Below are 11,149 nucleotides of genomic sequence, written 5' to 3'. Positions count from 1 at the left end.
CCAACCCCCCCCACCCCGCCCCGCCCCCCCCCCCCCGCCCACCGCCCCCCCCCCCCCCCGCCACGCCGGCCCACCCCCGCCCCCGTCTCCCGCACGCCCCTCACGCCCCACTCACCCCAAACCGCACCACACCCCTCGTACATCACAACTGCCGCCCTTCGCCGCCCAGTTCAGCCCACGGTGAAGACGCGACCACCCCACCCCAACCACCACTACAGTCCCCCTTCATGACAACTGTCACCACGCGCACGGTTGAGTACCCGGCCGACGGCCTCACCATGATCGGGCACCTCGCGCTCCCCGCCGGTGCCGACCGCCGGCCCGCGGTCCTCCTCGGTCCCGAGGGGACGGGCCTGAACGACTTCCAGCGCCGCCGCGCCGACGCCCTCGCCGAACTGGGCTACGTGGCGTTCGCCTTCGACATCAACGGCGGCCGCTGGTTCACCGACCCCGAGGAGATGCTGGCGCACGCCCTCCCGCTGATCGCCGACCCCGACCGGATGCGGGACGTCGGCCGCGCCGCACTCGACGTCCTCCTCGCCGAACCGCGCACCGACCCCGACCGGATCGCCGCCATCGGCTACGGCACCGGGGGCGCGATCGCGCTGGAACTCGGGCGCGCCGGCGTCGACCTCCGGGCGATCGGGACGATCAACGCGCTGACCACGGGCCGACCGGGCGAGGCGGCGAAGATCCGCTGCCCCGTATGGGCCGGGGTCGGATCGGAGGACCCGATCATGGCCGCCGAGCAACGGGACGCCTTCACCGCCGAGATGCAGGCCGCCGGCGTCGACTGGCGCCTCGTGGTCTACGGCGGAGCCCTGCACGCCTTCCACCACCCGCCGGTCGACCAGCCCACCGTCCCCGGCGTCGGCTACCACCCCCGCCACGCGGATCGCGCCTGGCGCGACGTCCTCGACCTGCTCTCCGAGTGCGTGCCCCTCACGGAATAAAAACCGAAGCGCCGGCACTACGCCCGGGCGGCAGGGCCGCTGCCGGCACCATGGTTCGGTCCTCCCACCGCTTGCGCTCGAACGCGGCCGCCCCGGTCACCAGAGCGCTGGGAGGAACACCCCTCGTAACGACCGTTCCGGCACCGACCACCGCACCACGCCCGATCGTGACACCGGGAAGAACCGATACCGCCGCGCCGAGCCATGCCTCGGCCTCGATCGTGATAGGCGCCAGCGTGATGAATTCCCTTCGCTGAGCGCCTTCCACCGGGTAATCGGTGGAAATGAGATCGGTCTTCGGTCCGATCAGGATACCGTCGCCCAGACGAATTCCGCCCTGGTCCATGAAGGTGCACCCCTGGTTGACGAAGACGGGCTCACCGAAGGCAATGCCGAGCCCGTGGTGTGTATAAAAGGGCGGGTAAACGGTGATGCCCAACGCCTGAGTTTTCCGCGCCGCGTTGGTCCATACGCCGGACACCCACGGACGGAAGGCTGGGCCATGCGGAAACTGATCTACGGCATGAACCTCACCCTGGACGGCTATATCGCCGCGGCCGGCGACGACATCGGCTGGAGCGGACCGCCGAGCGACGAGCTGTTCCAGTGGTGGCTCGACCACGAGCAGGCGAGTGGCCTGTCGCTGTACGGGCGCAAGCTGTGGGAGACGATGAACTCCTACTGGCCGACCGGCGACCAGCAACCCAACGCCACCCCTGCGGAAATCGAGTTCGCGCGGAACTGGCGGGAAACGCCGAAGGTGGTGTTCTCCTCGACGATCGGCAAGGTCGACTGGAACACCCGCCTGGTCACCGGCGACGCGATTGCCGAAATCACCCGGCTCAAGGCCGAGGACGGCGGCCCGATGAATATCGGCGGCGCAACGCTCGCCGGGGCGGCCATGCGCGCGGGGCTGATCGACGAGTACGTGATCGCCGCCTATCCGGTCCTGGTGGGCGGCGGCACGCCGTTCTTCACCGCGCTGGACAGCTGGGTGAACCTGAATCTGGTGGAGACGCGGACATTTCCCGGCGGCGTGGTCCTGACCAGGTACGAGACGAGGCGCTGAGCAGCAGCACCCACGCGCCAGCTCACGCGCCGGCTCACGGTGATGTCGTATACGACGTCCGTCGTGAGATTACGACATCAGCCGCGAGGCCCTGCGAACCCCACCCCTACGTCTGCGCCATATCCACAAACCGCGAATAATGCCCCTGGAAGGCGACCGTGATGGTCGCGGTCGGGCCATTACGGTGCTTGGCCACGATCAGGTCGGCCTCACCGGCGCGCGGGGATTCCTTTTCGTAGGCGTCCTCGCGGTGGAGCAGGATGACCATGTCGGCGTCCTGCTCGATGGAGCCGGATTCACGCAGGTCCGAGACCATCGGTTTCTTGTCCGTACGCTGCTCGGGGCCACGGTTCAGCTGGGAGAGCGCGATGACGGGGAGTTCCAGCTCCTTGGCCAGCAGCTTGAGGTTTCGGGACATGTCCGAGACCTCTTGCTGGCGGCTCTCGGCCCGTTTGGAACCGCCGGACTGCATCAGCTGGAGGTAGTCGATGACGACCAGCTTCAGTTCGTTCCGCTGCTTCAGGCGACGGCATTTCGCGCGGATCTCCATCATCGAGAGATTCGGCGAGTCGTCGATGTAGAGCGGGGCGGCCGAGACGTCCGGCATACGGCGGGCCAGGCGCGTCCAGTCGTCGTCCGTCATGCTGCCGGAGCGCATATGGTGCAGCGCCACGCGGGCCTCGGCGGACAGCAGACGCATCGCGATTTCGTTGCGGCCCATTTCGAGCGAGAAAATCACGCTCGGCATGTTGTTCTTGATCGAGCAGGCCCGCGCGAAATCCAGCGCGAGCGTCGACTTGCCCATCGCCGGACGCGCCGCGATCACGATCATCTGGCCCGGGTGCAGACCATTGGTCAGCGCGTCGAGATCGGTGAAGCCGGTCGGCACACCGGTCATCTGCCCCTGGCGCGAGCCGATCGCCTCGATCTCGTCGAGCGCGCCCTCCATGATCTCGCTGAGCGGGAGGTAGTCCTCGCTGGTCCGCTGCTCGGTGACGGCGTAGATCTCGGCCTGGGCCTTGTTGACGATCTCGTCGACGTCGCCGTCGGCGGCATATCCCATCTGCGTGATCCGCGTACCGGCCTCCACGAGGCGGCGCAGTACGGCCCGCTCGTGGACGATCTCCGCGTAGTACTCGGCGTTGGCGGCGGTCGGCACGGACTGCACGAGGGTGTGCAGATACGACGCGCCGCCGACCCGGCCGATCTCGCCGCGCTTGGTCAGCTCGGCCGCGATGGTGATCGGGTCGGCCGGCTCGCCCTTGGCGTAGAGGTCGAGGATCGCCTGGTAGATCAGCTCATGGGCGGGACGGTAGAAGTCCTCGCCCTTGAGGACCTCCACGACGTCCGCGATGGCGTCCTTGGACAGCAGCATGCCGCCGAGCACGGACTGCTCGGCGTCCAGGTCCTGCGGCGGGACCCGCTCGAAGCCGCCGGCCCAGGAGCCGCCGCCGTCCTCGTCGCGGTCCGGGCGGTCGCCCCGGCCCCGGCCCTTGCCCTCGCCCCGGCGGGAGCGGGCGGCCGGCAGCAGGTCGCTGGGACCGGAGTCCGCCCAGGGGTCGTCCATGGGCTCGGGAATGCTCACCCCGGCACCTCCTCCCGTCCGCGGCGCGGACCTTGCTGTGCGGTTCTTTCTTACGGCACAGCCCTGACAATCGAAGACGCCCGGCTCCGGTTACGGCGCGTCGAGTTCGGACGGCGTGAAGGGCCGGAACAGGCGGCGGGTGCCGGACCACGGTAGGCCCGCGCGCACCGTCCGCCAATCTGGTTATCCACAGGCCGTGTGGATGACCGGCCCATACCTGTGGAGAACTCCCCGAATCCTGTGCACGGGCTGGGGGAAACTGCTGTGGACAAGCACACAATCACGCCACCCCAACGGCTCTGACCTGCGGTTTCCCCATCCATAGGCTGTGGGGGAGAAAAACTTCGGCAACCTGTTCATGATCGGCGCCAACCCCGCGCGCACCTCACCTCCGCACAGCGGAAAGTAATGAGCGCAACACACTTGCACCACTTACCTGTGGACGATTAGATTTCCCCCATGACCTCGGCCCCCGCGACGCCACGGCGCGCCCTCCGCCGCCATGACCGCGAGATCCTCGCGCTGGCCCTGCCGGCCTTCGGCTCGCTCGTCGCGGAACCGCTCTTCGTCATGGTCGACAGCGCCGTCATCGGCCATCTCGGCACCCGCCAGCTCGCCGGCCTCGGCGTCGCCGCTGCCCTGCTGACAACCGCCGTCTCGGTCTTCGTCTTCCTCGCCTACGCCACCACCGCCGCGGTCGCCCGCCGGGTCGGCGCCGGCGACCTCCCCGCGGCGATACGCCAGGGCATGGACGGCATCTGGCTCGCCCTGCTCCTCGGCGCGGCCGTCATCGCCGCCGTCCTGCCCACCGCCCCCTGGCTCGTCGAAGTCTTCGGCGCCTCGCCGTCCGCCGCCCCGTACGCCACGACGTACCTGCGCATCAGCGCGCTCGGCATCCCCGCGATGCTGGTCGTCCTCGCCGCCACCGGCGTCCTGCGCGGCCTCCAGGACACCAGGACCCCGCTCTACGTCGCCCTCGGCGGCTTCTCCGCCAACGCCGCCCTCAACGCCGGCCTGGTCTACCTCGCCGGCCTCGGCATCGCCGGCTCCGCCTGGGGCACCGTGATCGCCCAGTGCGGGATGGCCGCCGTCTACCTCACCGTCGTCGTCCGCGGCGCCCGCCGCCACGGCGCCTCGCTCCGCCCGGACGCCGCCGGCATCCGCGCCTGCGCCCAGGCCGGCGTGCCGCTGCTGATCCGTACGCTGTCGCTCCGCGCGGTGCTGATGATCGCCACCGCGGTGGCCGCCCGGCTCGGTGACGCCGAGATCGCCGCCCACCAGATCGTGCTGTCGCTCTGGCAGCTGCTGGCCTTCGCCCTGGACGCCATCGCCATCGCCGGGCAGGCCATCATAGGGCGCTACCTCGGCGCCGGGGACCGGGACGGCGCCCGCGCCGCCTGCCGCCGCATGGTCCAGTGGGGCATCGCCTCCGGCCTCGTCCTCGGCGTCCTCGTCGCCGCCGCCCGGCCGCTGTTCATCCCGCTCTTCACCACCGACCCGGCCGTGCGCGGCCCGCTGCTCCTCACCCTCCTGGTCGTCGCGCTCACCCAACCGGTCTCCGGCGTCGTCTTCATCCTCGACGGCGTCCTGATGGGCGCGGGCGACGGTCCCTACCTCGCCGGCGCGATGGTGGTCACGCTCGTCCTGTTCGCGCCGGTGGCGCTGGCCGTACCGGCCCTCGGCGGCGGCCTGGTCGCCCTGTGGTGGGCGATGGCCCTGATGATGACCGTCCGCATGGTGACGCTCTGGCTGCGCACCCGCTCCGGACGGTGGATTGTGACCGGGGCCTCCCGGTGAAGGACCTCCCCATTCCGCGGCCCGCGCAGATAATGACCTTGTGCGCGCGCTTGCCAGGAAATCCCTGCTGCCCCTGACGCTGGTCATCGTCGGGGCAGCCGCCGTGGTGGGCTACGCCGCCGAGGAGACCCACCCGAGCGGAGCCACCGGCCGCAGCGGCTACGGCAAGTCCGGCGAACCCGGCCAGGCCCCCCAGGACCAGGATCCGTCGGCCACCGCCCCGCCCCGGGACGGCAACGCCTACACCCCGCGCCGCACGGAGGAGAACGCCCGGATCGGCGCGGTCTTCGAGAAGGACGACCGCGGCGCCCACTTCTGCACCGCGAGCGTGGTGCAGAGCCGGGGCCGCAACATGCTGGTCACCGCCGCCCACTGCGCCTTCGACGCGGACAGCGGCAAGCCGGTGGACGACCTGGTCTTCGCCCCCGACTACCGCAACGGCGACGAGCCGACCGGCCTGTGGAAGGTCAACAAGGTCGTGGTCGACGACCGCTGGGCCAAGTCCCAGGACGAGGACCTCGACGTCGCCTTCCTCATCCTCGACGCCAAAGAGGGCAAGCAGATCCAGGACGTGCTGGGCGGCAACAGCATCGGCATCGACCGCGGCTTCGACAACGAAGTCAAGATCACCGGCTACCCCACCAGCCGGGACACCCCGATCTCCTGCCAGAACCGCACCACGAAGTTCAGCGACAACCAGATGCGCATCCAGTGCACGGACTTCGAGGGCGGCACCAGCGGCAGCCCGTGGCTCGCCGACTACGACCCCAAGAGCCACACCGGCACGGTCATCGGCGTCCTCGGCGGCCACGAGGGCGGCGGCGACCAGGACGACATCTCGTACGCCTCGTACTTCGACGAGGACGTCGCCCAGCTCTACCAGCGCGCCCAGGACGAGGACTGACCCCGCCCCGGAGCACCATCAGCCCCAGGCCACCCGCGCAACGCCAAGGGCCGCACCCCATGACGGGATGCGGCCCTTCAGCGCTGTGCTGTGTACCGCGCTCGGTACGGCACTCAGGCGGCGACGACCTCGACGCCGAGCTTCGCGACGACCTCGGCGTGCAGACGCACCGAGACCTGGTGCGAGCCCAGGGTCTTGATCGGCGAACCGACCTCGACGCGGCGCTTGTCGACGTCCGGACCACCGGCGGCCTTGATCGCCGAGGCGATGTCGGCCTGGGTGACGGAGCCGAACAGGCGGCCCGCGTCGCCGGCCCGCACGGCCAGCTTCACGTTGACGCCCTCGAGCTTGGCCTTGACCTCGTTGGCCTGCTCGATCGTGGCGATCTCGCGGATCTTGCGACCGCGGCGGATCTGCTCGACGTCCTTCTCGCCACCCTTGGTCCAGCGGATCGCGAAACCGCGCGGGACCAGGTAGTTGCGGGCGTACCCGTCCTTGACGTCAACGACGTCGCCGGCGGTGCCGAGGCCGGAGACCTCGTGGGTGAGGATGATCTTCATTTGTCGGTCACCCTTCCCTTATCGCGCGGTGGACGTGTAGGGCAGCAGCGCCATCTCACGGCTGTTCTTCACGGCCGTGGCGACGTCACGCTGGTGCTGAGTGCAGTTACCGGTGACCCGGCGGGCACGGATCTTGCCGCGGTCGGAGATGAACTTCCGCAGCAGGTTCGTGTCCTTGTAGTCGACGTAGGAGATCTTCTCCTTGCAGAACACGCAAACCTTCTTCTTAGGCTTGCGAGCAGGCGGCTTCGCCATTGTCTCTCTCCAGTGAGTTTCAAGAAGTGTGTGCTGTCGCCCTCGGGCCCTGACGGTCTCCGGCCTCGTTTCACGTGAAACACACACGCCGTTTCACGTGAAACATCGCGCGGCCGAACCCGTCGTACGGACCTAGAAGGGCGGCTCGTCCGAGTAGCCGCCGCCGGAGCCGCCGCCCCAGCCACCGCCGCCACCCTGCTGGCCACCGCCGGAAGGACCGGTCGCCCACGGGTCGTCGGCCGGAGCGCCGCCGCCCTGCTGGCCGCCGCCGGGGCCGCCGCCCCAGCCGCCGCCACCCTGGCCACCGCCGCCCTGCTGGCCGCCGCCGAAGCCGCCACCGCCCTGGCCACCGCGACCGCTGGTCTTGGTGACCTTCGCCGTGGCGTTCCGCAGGCTCGCGCCCACTTCCTCGACGTCGAGCTCGTACACCGTGCGCTTCACGCCCTCGCGATCCTCGTACGACCGCTGCTTGAGACGGCCCTGGACGATCACGCGGGTGCCCCGCGTAAGGGATTCGGCGACGTTCTCCGCCGCCTGACGCCACACCGAGCAGGTCAGGAACAGGCTCTCGCCGTCCTTCCACTCATTGGTCTGGCGGTCGAAGGTGCGGGGGGTGGACGCGACGCGGAACTTCGCGACCGCCGCACCGGACGGGGTGAAGCGCAGCTCGGGGTCGTCGACAAGATTGCCGACAACCGTGATGACGGTCTCGCCTGCCATTAGGGGAACCTCTCGGCGGGTGTGCTGCTGGCTGCTGGTGTTGCTGCTACTCGAACCCGGTTACCGCTGGACGCGTACGCGCTCAGTGGGTCTCGGGACGGAGGACCTTGGTCCGGAGGACCGACTCGTTCAGGTTCATCTGACGGTCGAGCTCCTTGACGACCGCAGGCTCGGCCTGCAGATCGATGACCGAGTAGATGCCCTCGGGCTTCTTGTTGATCTCGTACGAGAGACGACGACGGCCCCAGGTGTCGACCTTCTCGACCTTTCCGTTGCCCTCGCGGACGACGGAGAGGAAGTTCTCGATCAGGGGGGCGACAGCGCGCTCCTCAAGATCGGGGTCGAGGATGACCATCACCTCGTAGTGACGCATGGTGAACCCACCTCCTTTGGACTCAGCGGCCACGGTCGTTCCGTGGCAGGAGGGTCGTATGCGTTCCGCGCCGGTCCCGCCGGAGGATCCGGGCAGACATGGGCGCAGACCGTACAGAGTACCTGCCTACGCGCTTCCGGTTGAAATCCGCCCGGGGGACCCCGCAATCTGGAACACAACGGGTGTGAGCGGCGTTACAGTGCGCCGCCCTGTCAGTGGAGGTGCCGCATGGCACAGGCAGTACGGACCCAGCGGAATCTGATCTCTATCCTCAACAGCGACGGCCGGCCCCACCCGGTGGAGAACACCCTCGCGGTCACCACCCTCGTGCTCGGCGCGATCGCCGCCCTCACCGCTCTCTCACCCAGCCTGCACTTGATCAGCTCCTGGGTGGGCCTGATCGGGATCGGAACGGGCCTCTGGGGCCAGTACATCTCGTCCACGACGAGCGAACGCTTCCTGCTGATCATCGGCCTCGGCGCGGCCGGCCTCGGCTTCTACATCGGCCTGGCGCACGGCGGTCTCTTCGGCGGCCTCTTCGGCTGACCCGCCACCCGCGGCATACGGGGCCCCGCCCCGCACGGCCCAGACGGAGCGCTCCCCGGCCACAGTAGGCTTCGGCGCGAGAGCCGGAGCCCCGACCAAGGGGACACACCAGCCGAGGAGCGCCCCGCATGAGCCTGACCCTGAGGACCATCAGTCGAGAGCAGCATCTGGCATACATCCAGAGCCTGCCCGCGGCGAGCCACATGCAGGTCCCGGCCTGGGCAGACGTCAAGGCCGAGTGGCGGTCCGAGAGCCTGGGCTGGTTCGACGCCTCCGGACAGCTCGTCGGCGCCGGCCTCGTGCTCTACCGCCAGCTCCCCAAGATCAAGCGGTACCTCGCCTACCTCCCCGAGGGCCCGGTCATCAACTGGTTCGCGCCGAATCTCGAGGACTGGCTGCGGCCGATGCTCAGCCACCTCAAGCAGCAGGGCGCCTTCTCGGTGAAGATGGGCCCGCCGGTCATCATCCGCCGCTGGGACTCCGCAGCGATCAAGTCGGGCATCCAGAACCCCGACGTCAAGCGGCTGCGGGACGTCGAGGCCACCCACATCGAGCCGCGCGCCTTCGAGGTCGCCGACCGGCTGCGCCGCATGGGCTGGCAGCAGGGCGAGGACGGCGGCGCCGGCTTCGGTGACGTCCAGCCCCGCTACGTCTTCCAGGTGCCGCTGGCCGACCGTTCGCTGGAAGAGGTCCACAAGGGCTTCAACCAGCTGTGGCGCCGCAACATCAAGAAGGCCGAGAAGGCCGGCGTCGAGGTCGTCCAGGGCGGCTACGAGGACCTGGCCGAATGGCAGCGGCTCTACGAGATCACCGCCAAGCGCGACCAGTTCCGGCCGCGCCCGCTCGGCTACTTCCAGCGCATGTGGACGGCCCTCAACTCCGAGGACCCCAACCGCATGCGGCTCTACTTCGCCCGGCACAACGGCGTGAACCTCTCGGCCGCCACGATGCTCGTCGTCGGCGGGCACGTCTGGTACTCCTACGGCGCCTCGGACAACATCGGCCGCGAGGTCCGGCCCTCCAACGCGATGCAGTGGAAGATGCTGCAGGACGCCTACGCGCTCGGCGCCTCGGTCTACGACCTCCGCGGCATCAGCGACTCGCTCGACGAGAACGACCACCTCTTCGGTCTGATCCAGTTCAAGGTCGGCACCGGCGGGCAGGCGGCGGAGTACCTCGGCGAATGGGACTTCCCGCTCAACAAGCTTCTGCACAAGGCGCTCGACATCTACATGTCGCGGCGCTGACCGCTCCACCGCACCGTCCGCACCGACACACCCAGCCACGAGAAAGGTTCCGGGCCGGCCATGGCGCTCACCCTCTACGTCGACACCGCGCGCTGGCGGGCGCATCAGCAGAGCGTTCTCCAGCAGTTCCCCGGGCTGGTCCCGGTCTGCAAAGGCAACGGCTACGGCTTCGGCCACGAGCGCCTCGCCGAGGAGGCCACCCGGCTCGGCTCCGACATCCTCGCGGTCGGCACGACCTACGAAGCGGCCCGTATCAAGGACTTCTTCAGCGGCGACCTGCTGGTCCTGACCCCGTTCCGGCACGGTGAGGAGCCGGTGCCGCTGCCCGACCGGGCGATCCGCTCGGTCTCCTCGGTCGAGGGCGTCGGCGGGCTGGTCGGCGCCCGGGTCGTCATCGAGGTCATGAGCAGCATGAAGCGGCACGGCGTCCTGCCGGAGGACCTGCCGAAGCTGGCCGCGGCCATCGAGGACGTCCGGCTGGAGGGCTTCGCGATCCACCTGCCGCTGGACCGCACCGACGGCTCGGACTCGGTCGAAGAGGTCATCGGGTGGATGGACCGGCTGCGCACGGCCCGGCTCCCGCTGCACACGATGTTCGTCAGCCACCTCAAGGCCGATGAATTCGCCCGCCTCCAGCAGCAGTTCCCGCAGACCCGGTTCCGCGCGCGGATCGGCACCCGGCTGTGGCTCGGCGACCACGACGCTACCGAGTACCGCGGCTCGGTGCTCGACGTCACCCGCGTCGCCAAGGGCGACCGGTTCGGCTACCGCCAGCAGAAGGCGGCGTCGGACGGCTACCTCGTCGTGGTCGCCGGCGGCACCTCGCACGGCGTCGGGCTGGAGTCGCCCAAGGCGCTGCACGGCGTGATGCCGCGCGCCAAGGGCGTGGCCCGGGCCGGCCTCGCGACCGTCAACCGCAACCTCTCGCCGTACGTCTGGGCCGGGAAGCAGCGCTGGTTCGCCGAGCCCCCGCACATGCAGGTGTCGATCCTGTTCGTGCCGGGGGACGCCCCCGAGCCCAAGGTGGGCGAGGAGCTGGTGGCGCATCTGCGGCACACCACCACGCAGTACGACAGGCTCGTGGAGCGCTGAGCCGGCCCGCACCCGGCCGATGCGAAGGGGCCCGGCGGCCGCGGAACA

General features: G+C 69.6%; 13 protein-coding genes. 7 read left to right on the top strand and 6 right to left on the bottom strand.

The window, feature by feature from the left end:
- The first annotated feature begins 227 nt into the window (after nucleotides 1–227).
- Nucleotides 228–953, top strand: a complete 726-nt coding sequence (locus ADL22_RS11975; RefSeq protein WP_066976954.1) for a dienelactone hydrolase family protein — start codon at nucleotides 228–230, stop codon at nucleotides 951–953.
- Here the strand turns inward: ADL22_RS11975 and ADL22_RS11970 are convergent.
- A complete protein-coding gene (locus tag ADL22_RS11970) occupies nucleotides 943–1,392 on the bottom strand; it encodes a DapH/DapD/GlmU-related protein (protein WP_234430653.1) in 450 nt (149 codons plus the stop codon). The two genes, ADL22_RS11975 and ADL22_RS11970, sit on opposite strands and share 11 nt — an antisense overlap.
- A 63-nt stretch (nucleotides 1,393–1,455) precedes the next feature.
- Between ADL22_RS11970 and ADL22_RS11965 the strand changes: the two genes are divergently transcribed.
- Complete coding sequence (locus ADL22_RS11965) at nucleotides 1,456–2,022, top strand: dihydrofolate reductase family protein (RefSeq protein ID WP_066976951.1); 567 nt, start codon at nucleotides 1,456–1,458, stop codon at nucleotides 2,020–2,022.
- Nucleotides 2,023–2,128: 106 nt separating this feature from the next.
- On the opposite strand, the gene dnaB is transcribed toward ADL22_RS11965, so the two are convergent.
- Nucleotides 2,129–3,607, bottom strand: a complete 1,479-nt coding sequence (gene dnaB / locus ADL22_RS11960; protein ID WP_079064054.1) for a replicative DNA helicase — start codon at nucleotides 3,605–3,607, stop codon at nucleotides 2,129–2,131.
- Between the two features lie 459 nt (nucleotides 3,608–4,066).
- On the opposite strand from dnaB, the gene ADL22_RS11955 reads away from it, so the two are divergent.
- Together ADL22_RS11955 and ADL22_RS11950 are read left to right on the top strand one after the other, a co-directional pair.
- On the top strand, nucleotides 4,067–5,404 hold the full coding sequence (locus ADL22_RS11955) for an MATE family efflux transporter (protein WP_066976946.1): 1,338 nt from the start codon (nucleotides 4,067–4,069) through the stop codon (nucleotides 5,402–5,404).
- Nucleotides 5,405–5,444: 40 nt separating this feature from the next.
- Nucleotides 5,445–6,308 carry a trypsin-like serine peptidase gene (locus ADL22_RS11950; protein WP_066976942.1) on the top strand — a complete coding sequence of 288 codons (864 nt, stop codon included), beginning with the start codon at nucleotides 5,445–5,447 and terminating at the stop codon, nucleotides 6,306–6,308.
- A 113-nt stretch (nucleotides 6,309–6,421) separates the two neighbouring features.
- On the opposite strand, the gene rplI is transcribed toward ADL22_RS11950, so the two are convergent.
- The 4 genes from rplI to rpsF all read right to left on the bottom strand — a co-directional run bounded on the left by rplI (nucleotide 6,422) and on the right by rpsF (nucleotide 8,216).
- Nucleotides 6,422–6,868 carry a 50S ribosomal protein L9 gene (gene rplI, locus ADL22_RS11945; RefSeq protein ID WP_066976939.1) on the bottom strand — a complete coding sequence of 149 codons (447 nt, stop codon included), beginning with the start codon at nucleotides 6,866–6,868 and terminating at the stop codon, nucleotides 6,422–6,424.
- Nucleotides 6,869–6,886: 18 nt separating this feature from the next.
- Nucleotides 6,887–7,123: a 30S ribosomal protein S18 gene (gene rpsR, locus ADL22_RS11940; RefSeq protein WP_003978893.1), complete on the bottom strand. Its 237-nt coding sequence runs from the start codon at nucleotides 7,121–7,123 to the stop codon at nucleotides 6,887–6,889.
- A 132-nt stretch (nucleotides 7,124–7,255) separates the two neighbouring features.
- Nucleotides 7,256–7,843: a single-stranded DNA-binding protein gene (locus tag ADL22_RS11935; protein WP_066976936.1), complete on the bottom strand. Its 588-nt coding sequence runs from the start codon at nucleotides 7,841–7,843 to the stop codon at nucleotides 7,256–7,258.
- Between the two features lie 82 nt (nucleotides 7,844–7,925).
- Complete coding sequence (rpsF, locus tag ADL22_RS11930; protein ID WP_018542659.1) at nucleotides 7,926–8,216, bottom strand: 30S ribosomal protein S6; 291 nt, start codon at nucleotides 8,214–8,216, stop codon at nucleotides 7,926–7,928.
- A gap of 228 nt (nucleotides 8,217–8,444) precedes the next feature.
- Between rpsF and ADL22_RS11925 the strand changes: the two genes are divergently transcribed.
- The 3 genes from ADL22_RS11925 (at nucleotide 8,445) to ADL22_RS11915 (ending at nucleotide 11,101) form a co-directional block, all read left to right on the top strand.
- Nucleotides 8,445–8,762 carry a hypothetical protein gene (locus tag ADL22_RS11925; protein ID WP_066976934.1) on the top strand — a complete coding sequence of 106 codons (318 nt, stop codon included), beginning with the start codon at nucleotides 8,445–8,447 and terminating at the stop codon, nucleotides 8,760–8,762.
- Between the two features lie 128 nt (nucleotides 8,763–8,890).
- Nucleotides 8,891–10,009: a lipid II:glycine glycyltransferase FemX gene (locus tag ADL22_RS11920; RefSeq protein WP_066976931.1), complete on the top strand. Its 1,119-nt coding sequence runs from the start codon at nucleotides 8,891–8,893 to the stop codon at nucleotides 10,007–10,009.
- 60 nt (nucleotides 10,010–10,069) lie between these two features.
- On the top strand, nucleotides 10,070–11,101 hold the full coding sequence (locus tag ADL22_RS11915) for an alanine racemase (RefSeq protein WP_066976928.1): 1,032 nt from the start codon (nucleotides 10,070–10,072) through the stop codon (nucleotides 11,099–11,101).
- The last annotated feature ends 48 nt before the right edge of the window (nucleotides 11,102–11,149 follow it).

Origin of the sequence: Streptomyces sp. NRRL F-4489 (assembly GCF_001509485.1) — a bacterium.
Lineage (GTDB): Bacteria > Actinomycetota > Actinomycetes > Streptomycetales > Streptomycetaceae > Streptomyces.
This window is presented reverse-complemented; position numbering and strand designations above follow the sequence as displayed.